Annotated in this window: 23 protein-coding genes; 2 read left to right on the top strand and 21 right to left on the bottom strand. The window is 73.6% G+C overall.

The window, feature by feature from the left end; genetic code table 11:
- Positions 1-14: 14 nt before the first annotated feature.
- The 15 genes from rosag_RS13435 to trpS form a co-directional block, all read right to left on the bottom strand.
- Entirely contained in the window at positions 15-344 is a 330-nt protein-coding gene (locus tag rosag_RS13435; protein ID WP_284350653.1) for a hypothetical protein, read from the bottom strand.
- A complete protein-coding gene (locus tag rosag_RS13430; protein WP_284350652.1) occupies positions 341-676 on the bottom strand; it encodes a hypothetical protein in 336 nt (111 codons plus the stop codon). Before rosag_RS13430 ends, rosag_RS13435 begins: the two co-directional genes overlap by 4 nt.
- 61 nt (positions 677-737) lie before the next feature.
- The gene (locus rosag_RS13425; RefSeq protein WP_284350651.1) at positions 738-2306 is read right to left on the bottom strand and encodes a sensor histidine kinase; all 1569 of its coding nucleotides are present in this window, start codon (positions 2304-2306) and stop codon (positions 738-740) included.
- A 162-nt stretch (positions 2307-2468) separates the two neighbouring features.
- A complete protein-coding gene (locus tag rosag_RS13420; protein WP_284350650.1) occupies positions 2469-3158 on the bottom strand; it encodes an SDR family oxidoreductase in 690 nt (229 codons plus the stop codon).
- Between the two features lie 277 nt (positions 3159-3435).
- A complete protein-coding gene (locus rosag_RS13415; RefSeq protein ID WP_284350649.1) occupies positions 3436-3828 on the bottom strand; it encodes a hypothetical protein in 393 nt (130 codons plus the stop codon).
- 116 nt (positions 3829-3944) lie between these two features.
- Positions 3945-5450, bottom strand: a complete 1506-nt coding sequence (locus rosag_RS13410; RefSeq protein ID WP_284350648.1) for a gluzincin family metallopeptidase — start codon at positions 5448-5450, stop codon at positions 3945-3947.
- A gap of 19 nt (positions 5451-5469) precedes the next feature.
- Positions 5470-6825: a glycine--tRNA ligase gene (locus rosag_RS13405; protein WP_284350647.1), complete on the bottom strand. Its 1356-nt coding sequence runs from the start codon at positions 6823-6825 to the stop codon at positions 5470-5472.
- Between the two features lie 152 nt (positions 6826-6977).
- The gene (locus rosag_RS13400; protein ID WP_284350646.1) at positions 6978-8039 is read right to left on the bottom strand and encodes a YpdA family putative bacillithiol disulfide reductase; all 1062 of its coding nucleotides are present in this window, start codon (positions 8037-8039) and stop codon (positions 6978-6980) included.
- A gap of 45 nt (positions 8040-8084) precedes the next feature.
- The gene (locus tag rosag_RS13395; RefSeq protein ID WP_284350645.1) at positions 8085-9371 is read right to left on the bottom strand and encodes an adenylosuccinate synthase; all 1287 of its coding nucleotides are present in this window, start codon (positions 9369-9371) and stop codon (positions 8085-8087) included.
- Between the two features lie 122 nt (positions 9372-9493).
- Entirely contained in the window at positions 9494-10678 is a 1185-nt protein-coding gene (locus rosag_RS13390) for a M28 family peptidase (RefSeq protein ID WP_284350644.1), read from the bottom strand.
- Between the two features lie 13 nt (positions 10679-10691).
- Positions 10692-11636: a dihydrodipicolinate synthase family protein gene (locus tag rosag_RS13385; RefSeq protein ID WP_284350643.1), complete on the bottom strand. Its 945-nt coding sequence runs from the start codon at positions 11634-11636 to the stop codon at positions 10692-10694.
- A gap of 55 nt (positions 11637-11691) precedes the next feature.
- Positions 11692-12882 carry a type IV pilus twitching motility protein PilT gene (locus tag rosag_RS13380; protein WP_284350642.1) on the bottom strand — a complete coding sequence of 397 codons (1191 nt, stop codon included), beginning with the start codon at positions 12880-12882 and terminating at the stop codon, positions 11692-11694.
- Positions 12883-12936: 54 nt separating this feature from the next.
- Complete coding sequence (locus tag rosag_RS13375; RefSeq protein ID WP_284350641.1) at positions 12937-14004, bottom strand: D-2-hydroxyacid dehydrogenase; 1068 nt, start codon at positions 14002-14004, stop codon at positions 12937-12939.
- Between the two features lie 90 nt (positions 14005-14094).
- Entirely contained in the window at positions 14095-14487 is a 393-nt protein-coding gene (locus tag rosag_RS13370) for a hypothetical protein (protein WP_284350640.1), read from the bottom strand.
- A gap of 252 nt (positions 14488-14739) precedes the next feature.
- On the bottom strand, positions 14740-15726 hold the full coding sequence (trpS, locus tag rosag_RS13365; RefSeq protein ID WP_284350639.1) for a tryptophan--tRNA ligase: 987 nt from the start codon (positions 15724-15726) through the stop codon (positions 14740-14742).
- Positions 15727-15803: 77 nt separating this feature from the next.
- On the opposite strand from trpS, the gene rosag_RS13360 reads away from it, so the two are divergent.
- Positions 15804-16586, top strand: a complete 783-nt coding sequence (locus tag rosag_RS13360) for an inositol monophosphatase family protein (RefSeq protein ID WP_284350638.1) — start codon at positions 15804-15806, stop codon at positions 16584-16586.
- A 126-nt stretch (positions 16587-16712) separates the two neighbouring features.
- Entirely contained in the window at positions 16713-18242 is a 1530-nt protein-coding gene (gene ftcD, locus rosag_RS13355; RefSeq protein ID WP_284350637.1) for a glutamate formimidoyltransferase, read from the top strand.
- Between the two features lie 78 nt (positions 18243-18320).
- On the opposite strand, the gene map is transcribed toward ftcD, so the two are convergent.
- From map to rpsE, 6 genes are all read right to left on the bottom strand, one after another.
- The gene (gene map, locus rosag_RS13350; RefSeq protein ID WP_284350636.1) at positions 18321-19076 is read right to left on the bottom strand and encodes a type I methionyl aminopeptidase; all 756 of its coding nucleotides are present in this window, start codon (positions 19074-19076) and stop codon (positions 18321-18323) included.
- Between the two features lie 43 nt (positions 19077-19119).
- Positions 19120-19794: an adenylate kinase gene (locus rosag_RS13345; protein WP_284350635.1), complete on the bottom strand. Its 675-nt coding sequence runs from the start codon at positions 19792-19794 to the stop codon at positions 19120-19122.
- Between the two features lie 167 nt (positions 19795-19961).
- Positions 19962-21299 carry a preprotein translocase subunit SecY gene (gene secY / locus rosag_RS13340; RefSeq protein WP_284350634.1) on the bottom strand — a complete coding sequence of 446 codons (1338 nt, stop codon included), beginning with the start codon at positions 21297-21299 and terminating at the stop codon, positions 19962-19964.
- 27 nt (positions 21300-21326) lie between these two features.
- Positions 21327-21779, bottom strand: a complete 453-nt coding sequence (rplO, locus tag rosag_RS13335; protein ID WP_284351073.1) for a 50S ribosomal protein L15 — start codon at positions 21777-21779, stop codon at positions 21327-21329.
- A gap of 28 nt (positions 21780-21807) precedes the next feature.
- Complete coding sequence (rpmD, locus tag rosag_RS13330) at positions 21808-22074, bottom strand: 50S ribosomal protein L30 (RefSeq protein ID WP_284350633.1); 267 nt, start codon at positions 22072-22074, stop codon at positions 21808-21810.
- On the bottom strand, positions 22074-22592 hold the full coding sequence (gene rpsE, locus rosag_RS13325; RefSeq protein WP_345784839.1) for a 30S ribosomal protein S5: 519 nt from the start codon (positions 22590-22592) through the stop codon (positions 22074-22076). The genes rpmD and rpsE overlap by 1 nt, the downstream gene beginning before the upstream one ends.
- Positions 22593-22600: the final 8 nt, after the last annotated feature.

Raw genomic sequence — 22600 nt, 5'->3', positions numbered from 1 at the left:
CGGCCGGAGCCGCGTCAGCGGATCGGGCGGCGGCGCCGGTGCGCGAGCAGGAAGATCGAGCCGTCCCGCGCCCCCGCCTCGGCCAGCGTCGCGTTCTCGTCCAGGACCTCGATCCCGCCCAGCTTCACGACGAAGTCGTCGTGGTACGTGGCCTCGGGGAAGAGCGCCTCCAGCGCCGCGACCTTCACCGCCAGCACCGGCTCCGTCGCGGGCGCGCTGACGCGCACCGCGTCCCACACCTCGGCCATCTGCACGCGCACCGTCCAGCGGTTCGCGGCGTCTGGCGCGCCCACGCGCAGCTCCGTCGCGCGCGAGCGGAGCGTCGTCACGAAGGGCGCGCTCACGGCTGCGTCTCCGTGCCGGTGGCGTCGTGCGACCCGTCCGTGCGGTCCTCGGTCGGGTACGGCGGCAGCGTCGCGAAGAAGCGGCCGACCTGCTGGTCGAAGATGTAGGTCGACCCGCTGACGCGCGTGCCGTTCTCGGCCGGCTGGACGCCGATGATCAGCTCCTCGCCGCCCTGGCCGCGGAGGTTCACGTACGTCGGGCCCTCCTTCTCGACGAAGGCGGCGTAGATCCCCTGGCGCCCCGCGAAGAACCGCTTGGCCGCGGCCAGCACCTCGGCCGGCGCGAGGGTGGTGTGGGTCTCCTGCAGGGTCCGGCCGAGCTGGTAGTTCATCGGAGGGCCGCGGGGCGGCGGAACGGGACGTCGGTCGGGTCCGCGACGCGCCGGCGCGCGCTCACCCGTGCCACGGGATCGCGGGCACCCCCAGGGCGGGCGTGCCCAGCGCGCTGTTCGGATCGACCGGCGGGTAGAAGTCGAGCGGCAGCTCGACCGTGAAGGTCGATCCCTGCCCGACCGCCGACTCCAGCGCGATGTCGCCGCCGAGCAGTCGGGCGATCCGCCGGGCGAGCGCCAGGCCGAGCCCCGAGCCGCCGTACCGCCGCACCGCCGAGCCGTCCACCTGCCGGAACTCGTCGAAGACCATCTGCTGTGCATCGGGCGGGATGCCGATCCCGGTGTCCTGCACCCGGTACGCCACCCGCCCGTCGCGCACCTCCACCGAGGCGATGACCTCGCCCGCCGCGGTGAACTTGTACGCGTTGGCCAGCAAGCTAACGAGGATCTTCGCGATTTTCTTGCGGTCGCTGCGGAGCGGCGGCAGGAGCGTCGTCGGCTCCTCCACCCGCAGCGCGACCGTCCCCGCGCGGCCCGTCGCCTGCGCGATCGCGTCCTGCAGCGGCGCGCGCGGATCGCACTCGTCCACGTGGACCTCCAGCCCGCCGCGCTTGAGCGTCGTCAGCTCCAGCAGGTTGTCGATCAGCTCCAGCAGCCGGCTGCCGGCGCCGCGCACCCGCACCAGGTCCTCGCGCTGCGCCTCCGTCAGCGGGCCCGAGAGCTCGTCGAGCATCAGCGCCACGTAGCCCTGCACCGCGGCCAGCGGCGTGCGCAGCTCGTGGCTCATGTTCGCCAGGAACTCGTCCTTCACGCGCCGCGCCTCGAGCACGGCGACGTACTGCCGCTCCAGCTCCGCGTTGCTCTCGACGAGGGCCGCGTTGGCGCGCCGCAGCTCGTCGATCAGGTCGGCCTTCTCGGCCGCCGCGGCCAGCTGGTCGGCCACCACGCGCAGCAGCCAGCGCTGGTCGTCGGCCAGGCGGCTCTCGTCGGCGAAGTAGAACGCGATCGCGCCGAAGACGTGCGGCGTGCCGCTCCCCGCGCCGTTCCCGGCCAGCGGCAGCGCCACCAGCGCGCGGAAGCCCAGCTCGCGCGCCACGTCCTGCCAGTCTGCGAGCGCCGGATCCGCGAAGACGTCCGGCACCTCGACCATGCGCCGCTCGGCCGCGGCCTCGCCGCTCGGGCCGCTGCCCAGGCGGACGCGCGCGTCGCCCATCCAGCGCGCGTAGCGGTCGGGCCAGTTGTGCGCGGCCGCCAGGCGCATCGTGTCGCCGTGGCCCTCGCGCACGTACACCGACGCGAACGACGCGCCCAGCAGCGGCACGATGCGCTCGAGCGCGAACTGGTACAGCTCCTCGAGCCGGTCCGCGGTGTGGAAGGCGCGCGCGATCTCGCGCACGGCCGCCAGCTCGCGCAGCGCCAGCTGCGCGGTCGCCGCGGCCTCGTCGGCCACCTTGGCCATGGTTCGTTCGACGGGTGAGGCGCGCTCGAAGTACGGCTCGACCACGACCTCGGGGGCCGACTCGGCGACGTCCTCGGCGACGCCGTCGCCCGGCCCCGCCGCGGGTGGCGGCGCGGCCGGTGGGCCGAACAGGTCGGGCTCTGCTTCCGGGAAGACGCGCACGGCGACCACGGATCGGGGAGCGGGGCGGCGCACGACCGGTGCCGCCGACTTCGGCGCACGCCGAGACGAAGTGGCCACCAATCTGCAGGGCGGACCGCCCTCGGACCAGACGAGTTCGCCCGCGTCCGGGTTACGCGCGGGTGATGCGCCGGCCACGCGCGACGTGGGGCCTCAGCCCCGCGGCCGCTTGGGCGAGAGCGCGCGCACCTCCAGGCGGTGCACCAGCACGCCCGGCGGCGTCGCGACCAGGTGCGCCACCGACTCGGCCACGTCCTCGGGCAGCAGCTGCCACGCGACGTCGCGCGCCCTGGGCGGCGAGAAGTCGGTGGCCACGGAGCCCGGGCTCACGACCGAGACCTTCACGCCCGCGTCGCGCACCTCCAGCATCAGCGACTCGGCGAAGCCCATCACGGCGTGCTTCGTGGCGGCGTAGCACGTCCCGCCCACGAACGCGCTGCGCCCCGCGATCGAGCCGATGATGACGACGTGTCCCGCCTCGCGCGCCACCATGCCGGGCAGCACGGCGCGCGTGACGTGGAAGAGCGCGTTGAAGTTGACGTCCACCATGCGCCGCCACTCGTCGGGCGTCAGCTCCAGGAACGGCTTCAGCACGCCGATGCCGGCGTTGTTCACCAGCACGTCGACCTCCAGCCCATCGAGCGCGGCATGCACGGCGCCGGCGTCGGTGACGTCGAGCGGGATGGCGCGGCAGCGGCCGCCCTCGCGCGCGATCTCGTCCGCGAGCGCCTGCAGCTCGTCACCCGAGCGGGCGACGGCGACGATGTCGTGCGTGGCGGCGAGGCGCCGCGCGATCGCGCGGCCGATGCCGCGCGAGGCACCCGTGACGAGGGCGGTGGGCATGTGGCGGTGAGCTCGTGGACATCCTTCTCGTCGAGCGGCGGGCCTGGACAAGATGCGTCAGCGTGCCTGCGCTGCGCGAGGCGCTCGCCACCGCGACGTGAGCCCGACGCGAACTACGACGGCGGCAAGGATGAAGATCGGCCTAGATCCGGGAACGACGGATGGCTCCGGTGGAGTGCGAGGAACCTCGCGCCACGCGGAGCCATCCGTCGTTCTCGGATCTTCTCAGACTTTCATCCTTGCAGATTGCCGTTCGCCGTCCGGGTCCGGCGCGCCCTCAGCTCCGCAGCAGCGCGATCGCGCGCTGCGGGCTCACGAGGTCGTGCACGAGCGCCGCGCGTGGCGCGTCGTCGCGCAGCGCGTTCGCCAGACCGCGCGCCACCAGCAGCGCCTCGCCGACGTTCCGGAAGCCGCTCGCGCCCTCGGTCGTCATGTCGCCTCCCTCGCTGGTCGCGTCGCCGCCGGTCGCGTCCGCGTCGTCACCGGCGCCGCCGCGCAGGCCGCGCAGCGCGTCCGGCGAGATGGTCACCTGATCGGCGGCCTCGTGACCGGGGCGCGCCGCGCCGTCGCGCGTGCGCGTGCGGCCACCCTCGCGGACGCCGTCGCGCTCGGGGTCGCGCACCGGCGCGACGCCGCCCACCACGCCGGTCCTGCCGATCGGTCCCGCCATCTGCGCTCTCCCTGTCTCCGGTTCGGTCCCGGCGCGGGCCGCTCGCGGCCGCACGCCCCCGGAGGTGATTGTCGGCACGGGACCGCGGGAACTTGAGCGCCCGATGCCCGGACCGCTCAGCCGAGGTGTCGCTCGAGCACGCGGACGACCGGCGCGAACGCGAGCGCGGATCCGCCACCGCCCGTCGCACGCGTCGCGACCTGCTCGGCGTCGAGCGCCTGGCCCTCCGCCATCAGCGTCTCCGTCAGCCACGGCCCCGCGCGCGGGTTCCACCACCAGTCCTCGTCGAAGCGCTCGCGCAGCGCGTCGGCCAGCACGGCCCGCAGCTGCCAGCCGCGCAGGTAGCGCGCGACGTACAGCCGCGGATCGACGTCCACGAGCGCGTCCGCCGCCGCGTGCCGCACCGACGTCGCCGCCTCCATCGTCTCCACGTAGAGCGCCGGCGCGTCGTCCCACGCGGCGGTCGCGTGCAGCGCCAGCTCGTAGCGCAGCTTCCCCGCGTGGCGGCGCAGCAGGTACAGCTCCGCGAACGCCGCCGCGCGCAGGAACGCCGGCACGCGCGACGCGTCGAGATCGGAGTAGCGGCGCAGCCAGCCGCGATCGAGCGGCAGCTGGTCGAACAGCATCGCGTACCCCTCGCCCACCGAGGCGTCGCCCGCCCACCGCGCCTCGAACGGCAGGTCGCGCCGCGCGTGCGCGAGATGGAGCGCGTGTCCCACCTCGTGCAGGAGCGTGCGCCAGTCGTGCGCGCCGCCCGTCGGCTGCAGCACCACGTGCACCACGTCGGGGATGCGCACGGGCGCGCAGAACGCGCGCGCCCGCTTCCCCGCCCGCTCGCCCACGTCGTAGCGCACGCGCCCACCCGCCGACGCGTCGACGCCCATCGCGGCGAGCTGGGTGCGCACCGTCGCCAGCATCCCGCCGGGCGCGAAGCCGCCGTCGAACTCCGGCGCGCGCAGCAGCGCCAGCACGTCGGCGCGCGTCGGCTCGCCCGCCGGCAGCTCCAGGCGCCGCCGCGCGACCTCGCGCAGCACGTCGTCCCACATCGGCTGCGTGTCGCGCAGCAGCTGCGCGGCCGCCGCGTCCAGCGCCTGCACGTCGATGCCGCTCGTGCGCGCGAACGTCGCCACGTAACCGTCCGCGATCCCCAGCCCGGCCGTCGCGTCGTGCTCGCGCTGCAGGCGTTCGCGGCGGCGTGGCGCGAGCTCGGTGGCCACCAGGCGCGCGCGCGCCGCCTCGATCGCGGTGCGCGCCGCGCGGTCGCGCGTGTCGGCGAGCGCGCGCGGCACGTCGCCGAACGCGAACGCGCGCCCATCCGACAGGCGGACGACGGCCGCGCGCTCCCAGGCGATCTCGCGCTCGTCCAGCGGCGCCAGCGCGCGCGCCACCCGTGTCTCCGCCACCCACTCGGCCAGCGCGCGCTGCGGGGCGTCTGGCGCGTCGAGCAGCTCGCGCGCGAGCGACACCGCCTCGTCGTCCAGCGCCGCGGCGTGTCGGGCGTACAGCGACGCGAGCGCGACGTCGCGCGCGAGCCCCGCGTGCACCTGCCAGAGCGCGCGCGCGACGTCCTCGCTCAGCGCCTCCGCCGCACGCCGCAGGCGGTCGACCGTGAGCTCCCCCATCGCGGAGGCGCCGGGCGACTCAGCCGGCCAGCTTCTCGTCCAGGAACGCGCCCACGCGATCGGCGGCCACGCGCTCCTGCGTCAGCGAGTCGCGGTCGCGCACCGTCACCGTGTTGTCCTCCAGCGTCTGCCCGTCGACCGTGAGGCAGAACGGCGTCCCGACCTCGTCCTGGCGGCGGTAGCGGCGGCCGATCGCGCCCGTCTCGTCGTAGAACACCGGGAAGCGGCGGCGCAGCTCGTTGCCGAGCTTCTCCGCGAACTCGGGCATCCCGTCCTTCTTCACGAGCGGGAAGATGCCCGCCTTGATCGGTGCGATGGCGGGATGCAGGCCGAGCACCACGCGGCCCTCGCTCTCGCCCGCGACCTCCTCCTCGCGGTAGGCGTTGGCCAGCGCGGCGAGCGTCACGCGGTCCGCGCCCACCGACGTCTCGATCACGAACGGCACGAAGCGGCGGTTGTTGGGCTGGTCGAAGTACTCGAGCTTCTTCCCCGAGTACTCCTGGTGCCGCCCGAGGTCGAAGTCGCCGCGGTGGTGCACCCCCTCGATCTCCTGGAAGCCGAGCGTGCCGCCGAAGTCGAACTCGATGTCGAACGCCGCGCGCGCGTAGTGCGCCAGCTCACCGGCGCCGTGCTGGTGGAAGTGCAGCCGGTCTTCCTTGAGGCCGAGGTCGAGGTGCCACTGCATGCGCTGCGCCTTCCAGTACTCGAACCACTCCATGTGGTCCGCGTTCGGGTCGACGAAGAACTGCATCTCCATCTGCTCGAACTCGCGCGTGCGGAACGTGAAGTTCCCGGGCGTGATCTCGTTGCGGAACGCCTTGCCGATCTGCGCGATCCCGAACGGGACCTTCTGGCGCGTCGACTGCTGCACGTTCAGGAAGTTCACGAAGATCCCCTGCGCCGTCTCCGGGCGCAGGTAGACGACGCTCGCGGAGTCCTCGAGCGCGCCCATGAACGTCTTGAACATCAGGTTGAACTGGCGCGGCTCGGTGAGCTGACACTCCGTGTGCTCGCCCGGCTGCTTGCTCGGCTTCCGCGGGCAGCGCGCGTCCTGCAGCTTGTCGGCGCGGAAGCGGCCCTTGCACGCCTTGCAGTCGACGAGCGGATCGACGAAGCCCGCGACGTGGCCGCTCGCCTCCCACACCTTGGGATGCATCAGGATCGCCGCGTCGAGCCCCTCGACGTCGTCGCGCATGCGCACGAGCGCGTGCCACCAGCGGTCCTTGATGTTCTTCTTCAGCTCCACGCCCAGCGGGCCGTAGTCCCACACCGACCCGGTCCCGCCGTAGATCTCGGAGGACTGGAAGATGAAGCCGCGCCGCTTGGCGAGCGACACGAGCTTGTCCATCACGTCGGGCTGGTTGCTGGCGGGCATGGCTGGGCTGGGTTTCGGTGTGAACCCGGAATTCTATGCGGGTCGGGTCGCGGCGGGGAGGCGGCGGCCGTCACCGGGCTGCGTGCTGCGTGCTGCGTGAGGGGCGTCCCGAGGCTGCACACGCAGCACGCAGCACGTCACACGCAGCCGCCTCAGGAGTCCGGGTCCTCCGAGATCAGCGCCTCGCCGACCCGCCCGCTCCCCGTGAGGTGCGCCACGATCCGGTCCCCGTGGAAGCGCCCGTTCTCGATGAAGACCTGGTTCGCGTCGTAGCCCGCCACCAGCACGCCCACCATGTAGATCCCGCGCACGTTCGTCTCGAACGTCGCCGGGTCGTGCGCCGGGATCCCCGTGGCGGGGTCGACGCGCACGCCGCTCGCCTGCAGCAGCGCCGTGTCCGGCGCGAAGCCCGTCAGCAGGTAGGCGTGGTCGGCGGCCAGCTCCTGCTCGCCGTCCGGGCCGCGGATCACCACCACGTCCGGCCGGATCTCCGTCACCCGCGAGTTCCAGCACGCCGTGATGCTCCCCTCGGCGATCCGGTTCGCGACGTCGGGCAGCACCCACGGCTTGATGCGCTTGTCCCACGTCGGGCCGAAGTGCACCAGCGTCACGCGCGCGCCCGTCCGGTACAGGTCCAGCGCCGCCTCGGCGGCCGAGTTGCCGCCGCCGACCACGACGACGTCCTGGTCGAACGCCTCGTGCGCCTCGCGATACACGTGGCTCACGTGCGGGAGATCCTCACCCGGGACGTGCAGCTTGTTCGGCGTGCCGAAGTAGCCCGTCGCGACGATCACCGCGCGGCAGCGCAGCGTGCGCGACTCGCCCGAGCGGCGCACGCTGCGCACGTGCAGCTGCGGCGACTTCCCCTCGATCGCGACCACCGTCTCGTACTGCCGCACGGGGATGCCGAAGTGCCGCACCGCGCCGCGGTAGTACGCCAGCGCGTCGCGCCGCGTCGGCTTGGTGTCCGCGATCAGGAAGGGCAGCCCGCCGATCGACAGCTTCTCCGCCGTCGAGAAGAAGGTCGCGTACAGCGGGTACTCGACGATCGTGGAGCACACCGGTCCGCGCTCGATCACCGCCACCGTCAGCCCCGCGCGCATGGCGCTGATCGCCGCCGCGAGACCGCAGGGACCGGCGCCGACCACGACCACGTCCACGTACTCCATGCGATGGATCTCCTCGGCCCTCGGCGCTCCGCGCTCGGCGCTCACGGCGTCGCGGCGACGGAGCGAGCGCCGAGCGCCGATCGCCGAGGGTTACGGCGTGACTCCAATGATCTGATCCCGCCGCGTCCCCACGCTCACGAACGCGATCGGCGCCTCCACCAGATCCTGGATGCGGTCCAGGTAGCGGCGCGCGGCGGGCGGCAGATCCTCCATCGTGCGCGCGTCGCCCGTGTGCTGCTGCCACCCCTCGAACCACTCGTACTTCGGCACCGCGCGGTCCAGCATCGTCAGGTCGCCCGGGAACTCGGTGTACAGCTCCCCGTCCACCTCGTAGCCCACGCACAGCGCGATGCGGTCCAGCGTGTCGAGCACGTCGAGCTTCGTCATCGCCAGCCCCGTGAGCCCGTTCACGCGCGTCGCGTAGCGCACCACCACCGCGTCGAACCAGCCGCAGCGCCGCGCGCGGCCGGTGGTCGCGCCGAACTCGTTGCCCAGGCGGCGGACCTCCTCACCCAGCTCGCCGGGGATCTCCGTCGGCAGCGGGCCGTTGCCCACGCGCGTCGTGTACGCCTTCACCACGCCCAACACCGCGTCGATCGCCGTCGGCGCGATGCCCACGCCCACCGCCGCGCCGCTCGACGTCGTGCTGCTCGACGTCACGAACGGATACGTGCCGTGGTCGACGTCGAGCATCGAGCCCTGCGCGCCTTCCAGCAGCACCGCGGCGCCCTGCTTCAGCGCGCGGTGGATGCACAGCCCGACGTCCTCCGCCAGCGGCAGCAGGCGCGGCGCGAGGCCGGCCAGCATCGCCAGCGTCTGCTCGACGTCCACGCGCTTCGCCGACCCGAACGTCGCCAGCTGCGCGTTCGCGTGCGCGGCGCCGCGCTCCACCAGCTCGCGCATCCGCTCCGGGTGGCGCAGGTCGAGCACGCGCACGCCACGCCGCGCGATCTTGTCCTCGTACGCGGGGCCGATGCCACGCCCCGTCGTGCCGATCGCCTTGCTGGCCGCGCTCTCCGCGTCCACCAGCTTGTGGTACGGCAGCACGAGGTGCGCGCGCTCGCTGACGTAGAGCCGCCCCTCGACGTCGATGCCGTCGGTCACCAGCTCGTCGATCTCGTGGAACAGCGTCTCGGGATCGAGCACGACGCCGTTGCCGATCGCGCACCGCACGCCGGGATGCAGGATGCCGCTCGGGATCTGGTGCAGGACGAACGACACCTCGCCGATGTGCACCGTGTGCCCGGCGTTGGCGCCGCCCTGGTAGCGCACGACCCAGTCGGCCCGCTCCGCCAGGACGTCCACCAGCTTGCCCTTCCCCTCGTCGCCCCACTGGGCGCCGACCACCACAAGCGTGCGCGTCGTCGAATCGAACATGATCTCTGCGAGCGCGCGCTCCGGCAGGCCGGGCGCGGCGCGGTCATGGGCGGCCGCGCCTCATGGGTCGCTGGCCGGCGGACACGAAAAACGCCCCGGGGCACCCGGGGCGTGGGGTGAATCTAGGCCGTCCGCCCCGCCGGGGGTACCCGGACGCCCGGTTCGCCGCCCCGAGCGCCGCCGCGAGCGGCGCCCAGCAGCGCGCGCGCCGCGCCCGCCAGCACGCGTGCCGCCTCGGCCACGCCGGTGCCATCCAGCCGGTCCGCGCTGTCGCGCGGCGAGTGGATGCGCGTCAGCGTCCCCCACGTGCCGCGGCTCAGCGTCAGGGTCGCCCACCCCGCATCCGCCAGCGCGACGGCGTCCACGAGGATCCCGGGCACGAGGCGGCGCACGCCGAGCGTCGCCCCCGCGTCGCGCGCCGCCGCCTCCAGCGCCGCGACGAGCGCCGTCGGCACGCGCGCGCCCGTCATCGCGGTCAGCGCACCCACGTCGTCCACGCCGTCGACGTTCAGCGCGACGCCGGCTACCTCGCCCGCTGCATGCCGCTGCGCGCACCACGCCCGCGCGCCCGCCAGCCCCAGCTCCTCCGCGCTCGTCAGCAGCACGCCGGGCGCCTCCGGCAGGTCGCGCAGCGCCTCGGCCGCCAGCAGCACCGTCGCCACGCCCGACGCGTCGTCGAGCGCGCCGGGCGAGCGCGCGGTCACGACGCTCGCCGCCACGGGCACGCCGGCGACCGCGGCGAACGCGGCCAGCGCCCACCAGACCGCGGGCGTCGCCCACGTCGCGCCGGCCAGCTGCGCCCCGGCGAGGACGAGGGCGGCGAGCCAGGCGACGATGGTTCCCGTCACGCCCGCCGCGCGTACGCCGATCGGCACCGGCTGCGACTTCGAGTCGAGGTGCGCCACCAGCCACACCGTCGGCCGCGCGTCGCCGCGCGTCGCGACCAGGTTCACGCCGCGGCGGCGCAGCACGGGCGCGCTCAGCACGCCGCGCCGCGCGGCCCACCAGCCGATCATGCCGCCGACGACCAGCGCCGCGGACATCAGCGTCAGCGCCGCGCTCGCGCGTCCCGCGGCGCCGAACGACGCGGCCGCTGCGAGCACCGTGATCGACGCGAGGCCCGCGATCGGCGTCCCCCACCGGCCGACGAGTGCCGAGTAGGTGAACGGCACCTCCTGCACGTCGAAGCGGAGGCGACGGAGCGTGTCCGCCGCGTGCGCGCGCGCCACCGCTTCGGCCGCGCCGCCCGCGGGCCGCGGCGCATGCGCGAGCGCGCGCAGGTGGGCACGCGCGGCCGCGTCGCTCACGTGACCCGACGGGTCAGTGCGCCGCCGCGAGCCCTCGCGCCGCGACCGGCGTCGGCGGCGCGCCGACGAGCGGCACCACGGCCGCCGCGAACGCCGCGCGCACCTGCTCGCGCTCCGCGTCGTCCAGCGCCAGCAGCGGCGCGCGCGGCACGCCGCCCTCCAGCCCGACCATCGTCATCGCGGCCTTGAGCCCCGCGGGCCCCAGCGCCGCGACCACGTCGCGCGCCAGCGGCACCAGCCGCGCCTGCAGCGCCGCGGCGCCGTCGGCGTCGCCCGCGCGCGCGGCCTCCCACACGGCCAGCGTCAGCGCCGGCGCGAACAGCGAGACCGCGAGGATGCCGCCCGAGACGCCGAGTGCGAGCGCCTGCGCCCACGTGCCCCCGTGGCCGGTGAGGACGCGGAAGTCGTCGCGCTGCGACTCGACGTAGCGCGCGAGCGTCGCCAGGTCGCCCGCGCTGTCCTTCATGCCGACGACGTTGCCGTGGCGCGACAGCCGCGCCACCAGCTCCGGCGACAGCACGAGGTGCGCGTACACCGGGATGTTGTACAGCAGCACCGGCAGCGGGCTCGCGTCGGCGACGGCGGTGAAGTGCGCGTGCAGCGCCGCCTCGCTCATCCGCTTGCCGTAGTAGTGCGGCGATACGACCAGCACCGCGTCGGCGCCCGCGTCGGCGGCCACGCGCGCGCGCTGGATCACCTGCCGCGTGCTCTCGCCGCCGATGCCCGCGATCAGCCAGCGGTCCGACGGCACGAGCGCGCGCGCCCACGTCAGCAGCGCCGCGCGCTCCCCCTCGTCCAGCAGCGCGGCCTCGCCGCTCGATCCGGCCACCACGACGCCGGACAGGCCGGCCGCGACGTGCGCGCGCACGTTCGTTTCGAAGGACGCGCGCGCGACCGCGCCGTCGGCGTCGAACGGCGTGACGGCCGGCGCCATTGCGCCGGCGAGGACTCGGGTCATGCGGGGCTCCGGGTGCGGGGCGACTGCGAGACTGCCGGCGCGCGCCCGCGCGCCGTCACCCGTTCAAGAAGTCGAACTCCCCGGCGCCCTGCAAGCCGTCCATCCCCTTCGCGCCGGCGCCGGCGCCCGCCGGCTCGGGGACGCTCGCCTCCGCCGCGGCGGCCGGCGCCGGCGCCGGGATCGACGCCCCCAGCATCTTGAACTGCAGCGCGAAGTCGGCCGGCCGCGTCGCGGCGCCCAGCGCCACCTCGTACGTCACCTCGCCCGAGCGCACGAGGTCCGTCAGGTGCTGGTCGAACGTCTGCATGCCGTACTGCATGCGGCCTTCGGTCATGAGGTCGCGGATCTCGCTCACGCGCCCCTCGGCGATCAGGTCGCGGATCGCGGCCGTGTTGATCATGATCTCGGCCGCCACCACGCGCCCCTGGCCGCTCGCGCGCGGGAGCAGGCGCTGCGAGATGACGGCGTGCAGCGACTCCGCGAGACGCATGCGCACGACCTCCTGCTCCTCGGGCGGGAACATCGCCATCGTACGCAGGATGGTGCTCTGCGCGTCCGGCGTGTGCAGCGTCGACACGAGCAGGTGGCCCGTCTCGGCCGCCTTCATCGCGGTGTCGACCGTCTCGGCGTCGCGCATCTCGCCGATCAGGATCACGTCGGGATCCTGGCGCAGCGCGGCGCGCAGGCCGCTGCGGAAGCTGTCGGTGTCGACGCCGATCTCGCGCTGCGTCACGCTCGCGCGCACGTCGGCGTGCAGGAACTCGATCGGGTTCTCGAGCGTGACGATGTGCTTCTCGGAGCGCTCGTTGATCTGCCGCACCATCGCGGCCATCGTGCTCGACTTGCCCGAGCCCGTGACGCCGGTGACCAGGATCATCCCGCGCTCCGCGTCGGCGATGCGCGACACGGCGGGCGGCAGCCGCAGCTTCTCGAGCGTCGGCACGTCGTACGGGATGGCGCGCATCACGACCGAGAACGCGCCCCGCTGCCGCATGATGTTGACGCGGAAGCGCCCGACGCCCGGCAGCGCGTACGAGCAGTCGTAGTCGGACAGCTCGTCGAGGCGCGCGCGGTCGGCCTCCACCGGTATCAGCGACTGCGCGATCGCGCGCGTCTGCTCCGCCGTCAGCGCCTGCCGGGTCAGCGGCACCAGGCGCCCGTCGACGCGCGCCCGGAAGACGTCGTCGGCCTTGATGTGCAGGTCGGAGGCGCCGCGCTCGACGGCGGCGCGCAGGATCTTTTCCATCGGGGAGTCGGGCCGGAGACGGGCGGAGGGCGCGATGCCCGCGGTCGCCCGCCGTCAGTAGCCGGCGGCCGGGTCGACCACGTTGCGGAGCGGCGTACCACGCCGCCAGCGCGTCCAGTTGTCGAGGAAGACGTCCAGCATGCGCGGCCAGAAGCCGGCGGCCGAGGTCGCGGAGACGTGGGGCGTGAGGAGCACGTTGGGCAGGCGCCAGAGCGGGCTGTCGCCGGGCAGCGGCTCCACGTCCATGACGTCGAGCACCGCCCCGCGCAGCCGGCCCGCGGCCAGCGCGTCCACGAGCGCGCCCTCGTCCACGAGCGCGCCGCGGCCCACGTTGACGACGATCGCCGACGGCCGGAGCAACCCCAGCCGCCGTGCGTCCAGGAGCCGCTCGGTCTCCGGTGTGCTGGGTGCGGCCAGGATGACGAGGTCGGCCCGCGCCAGCTCCGCGTCCAGCCCGTCCTGGCCGATGACCGCCGCGAACCCCGGCGGCGCCTCCGCGGCGGGGCGTCGGCGGACTCCCACGCACGTCGCCCCCAAGGCCGTCAGCCGCTCTGCGACCGCGGCGCCAATCCCGCGCACGCCGACGATCAGCGCGCGGCACTCGCCGATCTCGCGCGGCCCCGAAAAGCCGCCCGGCGGCGCGGCCGGCTCGACCCACGGCGCCCGGTCCCACGTGCCCGCGCGCTGCTGCGCCAGCGCGACGTCGAACCCGCGCAGGAAGTGCAGCACGCCCGCGAGGACGTACTCGGCCATCGGGATGGCCATCACGCCGGCGGCGTTGGTGAGCACGATCTCGCGCGCCAGCAGCTCGGGCGAGAGCAGGCTGCGCACGCCGGCGGCGGCGCTCTGCACCCAGCGGAGGCGGGGCGCGCCGGCCAGCAGCGCGGGGTGCAGCCCGAACCCGAAGTACACCTCCGCGTCGCGCACCGCGGCCAGCGCCTCGCCGCTGGGCGCCCGCCCGCCGTCGCCGTCGGAGACGGTGGGCGCGTCCACCACGCGGACCTCCCAGTCGGGGGGCGTCGCCTCGCGCAGGCGGGCGGCGGCCGACGGCGGCAGCGCCCAGACGCGGGCGCTGGAGTTCAGGTCGACGACGAGGACGCGGGAGGGCGCGGGTTCAGACATGCGCCAACGCTAACCATCGCGCCCTGCCCTCACGAGCCGTGACGCCGCGCGGCGGGTCCGCGCGACGCGTGTCGGCCCATCAGCCCCGCGTCACTGCATCTCGAGGTCGCGCACGTCCTCGGGCGTCGTCTGCGGCGACGCGTCGCCGAGCTGGATGCTGCGGGCCTCTTCCTCGAGGTGGGCGATCGTCGCCTCGTCGCGCACGGTGGGCGTGTCGAAGGCGCGGAACACCGAGCTGCCGCACCGCTGACACTTCAGGTTCGCCGGGGGCACGTCGTCGAAGAACTGCTCGGCCCCGCACGTGACGCACACCATCGTCGTGACGGACTCGATCGTCGGCTGCGCCATCTGGTCGCGCAGCGCCTGGCCGCGCACCTCGCGGTCGCTCTCCGGCACGTGCCGCCCGCCGGCGGCGCCGCGCGCCGGCTTGTGCGTCTCTTCGGCGTTGGCGCCGGACTTCTCGGGGCGGGGCTTCGCTGCCATGAGGCGATCTCCTGATCGGGGACTGTGCGGTCTGATGGGTCCCCGAGGGGTGCAAGGAGCGTGCGTAGGCCTGGAGCCGAACGGCGGAGGACGGAACGGCGGAGGACGGTGGAACGGAGGACGAAACGGCGTGAAACGGACAGGCGGACCTCTGGGCTTGAAGCTTCAAGCCTGAAGGGTCCGCCCTTTCGTTTCACGCTCCATCGTCTTCCGCCGTTCCGTCCTCCGCCCTTCCGTCCTCCGCGGCTGGGCTCACTCCAGCCCCATGGCGGATTTCACGGCGGTCATCGTCTCCGCCGCAATCGCCCGGCACCGCGCCGTCCCCGCCGCCAGCGCCTCGCTCGCCAGGTCGGGCTGGTCGCGCAGCTCGGCCGCCCGGCGCCGGATCGGCACCAGCTCCGCCTCCATGTGCTCGAACAGCACCTGCTTGCAGGCGATGCACCCCCACGCCGCCGTGCTGCACTTCTCCGCCACCTCGGCCACCACGGGCGCCGGGCTGAACGCCTTGTGGAGGTGGTAGATGTTGCACACCTGGGGCGTGCCCGGATCCGTCTTCCGCACGCGCGCCGGATCGGTCACGGCGGGGCGCAGCTTCGCCCAGATCTCGTCGCCCGACTCCAGCAGGCCGATGGTGTTCCCCATCGACTTCGACATCTTCGCCTTGCCGTCGAGCCCCATGATGCGCCGCGTCGGCGTCAGCAGCGGCTGGGGCTCCGGGAAGTACGGCGCGTCCTCCAGCGCGAAGCGGAGGTTCCACTTGCGCGCCACCTCGCGCGAGAGCTCCAGGTGCTGCACCTGGTCCTCGCCCACGGGCACCGTGTCGGCGCGGTAGAGCAGGATGTCCGCGGCCTGCAGCACCGGATAAGTCAGGAGGCCGACGACCACGCTCTCCTGCCGCGACGCCTTGTCCTTGTACTGCGTCTGGCGCTCCAGCTCACCGAGCGGCGTGATCGTGTTGAAGATCCACGCCAGCTCGGTATGTTGCGGCACCGTGCTCTGGGCGTAGAGCGTCGCCTTCGCGGGATCGATGCCCGCCGCGAGCAGCGACACCGCCATCTCGCGCGTGCGCTGCCGCAGCGCCGCCGGGTCGTAGTTCCCCGTCAGCGCGTGGTAGTCGACGATGCAGAAGATCGCGTCGGGATGCTGGTCCTGGAGCTGGACCCAGTTCTTGACTGCGCCCAGGTAGTTCCCGATGTGCAGCTCACCCGACGGCTGGATGCCGCTGAAGATCCGTGCCATTCGCCCAACCTAGAGACGGCTCCGGAGCACAGCAAGGCGACGCTCTCGCGGCGCCCGGCGGTCCCCTGCTCGCGGCCATGCACGACGCCGCGGCCCGCGCCGCCGCCTTCATCGCCACGCACGCCGCGCAGCTCGGCGCGCTGACGTGGGAGCACAAGGGCCCGGCCGACTTCGTGAGCGACGTCGATCGCGGCGCCGAGGCGATCGTCCGCGACGTGCTGCTCGCCGCCTTTCCCGACGCGGTCTTCCTCGGCGAGGAGACGTACGATCCGTCGCAGGTGCTCGGCGAGGGGCTCGCGTTCGTCGTCGACCCGCTCGACGGCACGACGAACTTCCTGCACGGCTTCCCGTGGTACGCCGTCTCCATCGGCGCGCTGCACGCCGGCGAGCTGGTCGCGGGCGTCGTGCGCAACGCCGCCACGGGCGAGACCTTCCACGCGGCCGCCGGCGCGGGCGCGTGGCGCCGCGACGCGAGAGGCGCCGACGCGCGCATCCACGTCTCCGCCACGACCGATCCGGCGCGCGCGCTCGTCGGCACCGGCTTCCCGTTCAAGCACCTCGCGCACCTGGACAGCTACCAGCGGCAGTTCGCCGTCGTGACCGCGCGCACCGCCGGCATCCGCCGCGCCGGCGCCGCGGCGCTCGACCTATGCGACGTCGCGTGCGGCCGCTTCGACGCCTTCTGGGAGCACACGCTCGCGCCCTGGGACATCGCCGCGGGCCTGCTGATCGTCCGCGAGGCGGGCGGCGTCACCAGCGACCTCGCCGGCGACGCCGCCCGCGTCGACCACACGTCGCTGCTCGTCGGCAATCCGGCGATGCACGCGTGGATGCTCGACGTCGTGCGATCGAATACCTGAACGGCTGCATCGTGCTGCGTGCTGCGTGTCCGACCTCGGGACGCTCCTCACGCCGCACGCAGCACGATGCACGCAGCCGGCTTCAAGGTTCGCAGCCCGCAGCTCACTCTCAATCCTGCCCCGAAGATGAAGCTGGTCGAATGCGTCCCGAACTTCAGCGAGGGCCGCCGCCCCGACGTCATCGCCGCCATCCGTGACGCGATCGCGCACGTCGAGGGCGTCACCATCCTCGACGTCTCGTCCGACCCGTCGCACAACCGCACGGTCGTGACGTTCGTGGCGCCCGTCGCGCAGGCCGTCGACGCGGCGTACGCGGGCATCGCCGAGGCGGCACGGCGCATCGACCTGCGCGAGCACCGCGGCGAGCATCCGCGCATCGGTGCCACCGACGTCTGTCCGTTCGTGCCCCTCGGTGCCTGGGGGAGCACGATGGAGGACTGCATCGCGCTCGCGCGCACGCTCGGCGAGCGCGTGGGACGCGAGCTGCAGATCCCGGTCTATCTCTACGAGCGCGCCGCGACGCGCCCCGACCGCGAGAACCTCGCCGACATCCGCCGCGGCGAGTTCGAGGGGCTGCGCACGGAGCTCGGCACGAACCCCAACCGCGTCCCCGACTTCGGGCCCGACGCGATCCACGAGAGCGCGGGCGCGACGGTCATCGGCGCGCGCCCGTTCCTCGTCGCGTACAACGTCTACCTCGGCCCCGCGTCCAACGTCCCCGTCGCCAAGGAGGTCGCGAAGGCCGTGCGCGGCTCGTCGGGCGGCCTGCGCTACGTGAAGGCGCTGGGCCTCGAGGTCGACGGGCAGGCGCAGGTCTCGATGAACCTCGTCGACACCGAGAAGACGCCGCTGCACCGCGCGTACGAGGCCGTGCGCAGCGAGGCCGCGGCGCACGGCGTGACGCCCACGTGGAGCGAGCTGGTGGGCCTCGTCCCCGAACGGGCGCTGATGGAGGCCGGCGCCCGCCACGTGCAGCTGCGCGGCTTCGGCCCCTCGATGCTGCTGGAGCAGCAGGTGCGCGACGCCGTGCAGGGCGGCGCGTCGCTGTCGGGCTTCGTCGCCGACGTCGCATCCGCGTCGCCCACGCCCGGCGGCGGCAGCGTCGCGGCGCACGCGGGCGCGCTCGGCGCCGCGCTCGCGCAGATGGTCGCGGGCCTCACGGTCGGCAAGAAGAAGTACGCCGCCGTCGACGCCGAGATGCGCGAGGCCGCACTGCGCGCCGCGGACCTGGGGAACCGTCTCGCCGCGCTCGTCGCGCGCGACGCGCACGCCTACGAGCAGGTGAGCGCCGCCTACAGGCTGCCGAAGGAGCCCGCCGACGCCGCGGATGCACGCGCGCGCGCGATCCACGAGGCGCTGCTCGGCGCGGCCGCGGTGCCCCTCGAGACCGCGCGCGCCGCCGCCGACGTCGCGGAGCTGGCCGCCGCGGTCGCGGAGCGCGGCAACAGCAACGCCGTCACCGACGCCGGCGTCGCGGCGATGCTCGCGGAGGCCGCGTGCCGCGGCGCCGCGTACAACGTGCGCGTCAACGTCGTCGCGCTGGAGGACCGCACCGACGGTGCGCCACTCGCGGCCGAGGCGCGCGCCTTGGTCGAGCGCGCGGCCCGCGCCGCGCAGGCCGCGCAGGCCGCCGTGGAGCGCACCCTCGGCGACTGAGCGGATCGCGCGACACGCGAAAGGGCCCGGATGGGATGTGCTCCCGTCCGGGCCCTTCGCGTGTCGTCGGCCGCGCGATCAGGTGGCCAGCGTCAGGATCCGCGGGCCGTCCTCCGTCACCGCGACGGTGTGCTCGAAGTGCGCCGAGCGCTTGCCGTCCACCGTGACGACCGTCCAGCGGTCGGGCAGCGTGCGCGTCCCCGGCAGCCCCGCGTTCACCATCGGCTCGATCGCGATCGTGAGCCCCGCGACGAGCTTCGTGCCGCGCTTCGGCTTCCCGTGGTTGGGCACCTGCGGGTCCTCGTGCGGGCCGTGGCCCACGCCGTGGCCCACCAGCTCGCGCACCACGCTGAAGCCCGCGCGCTCCACCACCGTCTGCACCGCGTGGCCGATGTCGCCCACGTGGTTGCCCGGCACGGCGGCGGCGATCCCCGCCTCCAGCGACTCGCGCGTCACGTCCAGCAGCCGCTGGTCGTTCGCGCTGATCGCGCCCACCGCCACGGTCTCCGCGGCGTCCGTGTAGAAGCCGTCGTACTTCACGCCGACGTCCAGCGACACGATGTCGCCCTCCACCAGCGTGCGCTTCTTCGACGGGATCCCGTGCACGATCTCGTGGTTCACCGAGATGCAGACGCTGCCGGGGAAGCCGTACAGCCCCTTGAACGCTGGCGTGGCCCCCTCGTGCGAGCGGATGAACTCCTCCGCCATCAGATCGAGGTCGAGCGTGGTCATGCCGGGCCGCACGGCCGCGCGCAGCGTGGCCAGCGTGCGCCCGAGGATGCGGCCGCCCTCGGCCATCGCGTCGATCTCGCGGAGCGACTTGAGTTGGATCACGAAGCGACCTGCGGTGCGGCAGTGTGTCGGAAGGCTGGCGCGATCACGCGGGGCGCCCCGAGCCCCCGGTCGGGAGGCCGACGGCGGCCAGCGCGCGGTCGGTGACGTCCTCCACCGCGCCCACCGCGTCGATGATGCGGACGTTCGCGCCCTGCGCCTGGTACCAGTCGAGCACCGGCAGCGTCTGGGCGCGGTAGACGTCGAGGCGCGTACGCACGGCCGCGGGCTCGTCGTCCTTGCGGCGTACCAGGTGCCCGCCGTCGGACGTGCCGGGCTTCGGGCACGGCGCGCCCACCTCGCCGCCGGTCACCGGCGTCTGGCAGACGTCGCACACCAGGCGGCCGCTGATGCGCTGCACGATCTCCTCGTCGTCGATGTCGAACACGAGGACCGCGTTCAGCGTCCGTCCCAGCTCGGCCAGCACGCGCTCCAGCCCCTCGGCCTGCGGGACCGTGCGCACGACGCCGTCGAGCACCGCGCCGTTCGCGAAGTGCGGCGACTGCAGCGTCTCCTTGACGATGCCGAGGATCACGTCGTCGGGCACGAGCGCCCCGCGATCCATGTAGGACTTGGCCTCGAGGCCGAGCCGCGTGCCCTCGCGCAGGGCCGCGCGCAGCACGTCGCCGGTGGCCAGGATCGGGACGCCGAGCGCCTCGGCGAGGCGGGGCGCCTGCGTGCCCTTGCCTGCGCCGGGCTTGCCGAACAGGACGATGACCATGACTGGATGGAGCGTGGAGTGGCCCCGGACGCGTCCGAGGGCCCATGGGGCCGGAAACGGGCCACGAGGCACGAGCGTCGGAACACTCGTGCCTCGTGGCGGCCTCCGCAACCCGGAGTGTCCCGGACCGCGCGGGCGCCTGCGCGCCCGCCGGTCCGGCTGTGGCGTCAGAACCCGCCGCTCGTGGCCTGGCGGCCGCGGAAGCGCACGCGTCCCTTCTTCATGAAGCCGTCGTACTTCCGGAGCAGCAGGTGCTGCTGCACCTGCGCCATCGTGTCGAGCGCCACGCCCACCACGATCAGCAGCGAGGTGCCGCCGAACTGGAAGGGGACGTTCATGATCTTCGCGATGACGATCGGCAGCAGCGCGATCGCCGTCAGGAAGATGGCGCCCGGGAAGGTCACGCGCTCGACGACCTGCTCGATGTACTCCGCCGTCTTGGCGCCGGGCTTCACGCCCGGCACGAAGCCGCCCTGCTTCTTCAGGTTCTCCGCCAGGTCGACCGGGTTGAAGATGATCGACGTGTAGAAGTACGTGAAGACGACGATCAGGATCGCCATCAGGATGAAGTACCAGACGGTGCCCGGATCGAAGTAGGCCGCGATCTCGCGCGCCCGCGGCGAGCCGCTGAACTGCGCGATCGCGCCCGGCACCACGATCACCGACTGGGCGAAGATGATCGGCATCACGCCCGCGGTGTTGATGCGGAGCGGGATGAAGTTCTTCGTCGCCTCGCGCATGCGGCCGCGGGCCATCGTGCGCTGCGGGATCTGCACCATCACGCGGCGGGCGGCGACCGTGATCGCCACCACGCCGGCCACGACGGCCACCATCACGATCGCGAGCACCACCAGCGCCAGCGGCGCCACGGCGCCCGTGCTCACGAAGTTGAACGTCTGCAGGATGCCCGGCCAGAAGCGCTCGATGATCGAGAAGAAGATCAGGAGCGAGGCGCCGTTGCCGAGGCCGCGCTCCGTGATCTGCTCGCCGAGCCACATCACGAAGATCGCGCCCGTCGTCAGCACGAGCATCATCGAGAGGATGAAGCCCATGCCCGGGTTGGCGACCGCGTTCGGCAGCGACTGGGTGAACAGCGCGAAGCCGTAGCCCTGCACCGCGGCCAGCGCCACCGTGAGGTAGCGCGTCCACTGGTTCAGCTTTTTCCGACCTTCCTCGTCCTTCTGCATCTTGTCGACCGTCGGGACGACCGCCCCGGCGATCTGGACGAAGATGCTGGCCGAGATGTACGGCATGATGCCGAGGGCGAACACCGTCGCCCGCGACAGGCCGCCGCCCACGAACAGGTCGTAGAGCCCGAGGAGGCCACCGCCCCCCGTCTGGCTCTGGAAGTAGTCGGTCAGCGCCTGCACGTCGATGCCCGGCGCCGTCACGTGCGCGCCGGCCCGGTAGATCAGCAGGCAGAGGAACGTGAAGACGATCTTCTGCCAGAGCTCCGGGGTCTTGTAGACGTTCTGCAGCGCTGCCGCGGTGTTCGTCTCAGCCATCGATGAACGGGCCTCGGGACGTGCGGGTTACGCCTCGACGCGGCCGCCGGCCGCCTCGATCTTCGCCTTCGCGCCCTCGCTCACCTTCACGCCGCGCACGGTCACCGGCACCGAGATCTCCCCGTTGCTGAGGATCTTGGCCGGGCCCTTGCGCGCCTTGATGAGGCCCGCGTCGACGAGCGACTCGAGCGACACCTCGGCGTTCGCGCCCAGGAGCTCCAGGTCGCCCAGACGGACCTCCTGGTACTCCACGCGGAACTGCGCGTTGTTGAAGCCGCGCTTCGGCAGACGACGCGTCATCGGCATCTGGCCACCCTCGAAGTGCGGCTTGTTGCCGCCCGGGCCGTGGTGACCCGCGCGCGCCTTCGAGCCCTTGTGGCCCTTGCCGGACGTCTTGCCCGTGCCCGAGCCCGGGCCGCGGCCCAGGCGCTTGCGCGCCCGGTGCGAGCCCGGAGCCGGGGTCAGGTTGTGCAGGCCGATGCGCTCCGTGCGCTCGGCCGTGTTCTGCTCAGCCATTGGTCGAACCCTCCACCGGCGTCACCTCGACGAGGTGCCGCACCTGCTTGATCTGGCCGCGGAGCGACGGCGTGTCGGCCTGGATCACCGACTGCTGGTGCCCCTTGAGCCCGATCGCCGCCAGCGTGCGGCGCATCCAGTGCGGGTGCCCGATGCCGCTGCGCACCTGCGTGATCTTCAGCTGCCCGAGCGTCGGCGCGAGCGGCTTCGGCGTGGTCTTCGGCCCCTTCGACGGGTGCCAGACGAACGTGCGCGGCATTAGACGACCTCCACCGCGGACGCCGGCGCCTTCTCGACCTTGCGCGCCAGCACGCGCGCGCGGTAGCCGATCTGGTCCGGCTCGACGCCGCGCTCGCGCGCGATCTGGTCGACCGTGGTCAGCTGCGTGAGCCCGTCGAGCGCCGCCAGCACCATGTTGTGCGGGTTCGTCGAACCGAGGCTCTTGGTGAGAATGTCCGAGATGCCGGCGCACTCCATGATCGCGCGCACCGCGCCGCCGGCGATCACGCCGGCACCGGGAGCCGCGGGCTTCATGAGGACCTTGCCGGCCCCGTGCTGTCCGACGATCTCGTGCGGGATCGTGCCGCCCGTCAGCGGGATCAGCACCATCTTGCGACGCGCCGCGTCGACGGCCTTGCGGACCGCCTCCGAGACCTCGTTCGCCTTGCCCGTGGCGAAGCCCACGCGGCCCTGGCCATCGCCCACCGCGACGAGCGCGTTGAACGAGAACCGGCGGCCACCCTTCACCACCTTCGCGACGCGGTTGATCGCGATCACGTTCTCCG

The sequence above is a fragment of the Roseisolibacter agri genome, from assembly GCF_030159095.1.
In the GTDB taxonomy this organism is placed as follows: domain Bacteria; phylum Gemmatimonadota; class Gemmatimonadetes; order Gemmatimonadales; family Gemmatimonadaceae; genus Roseisolibacter; species Roseisolibacter agri.
Note: the sequence above shows the minus strand (reverse complement) of the source record. Positions and strands in the feature narration are given on the sequence as shown.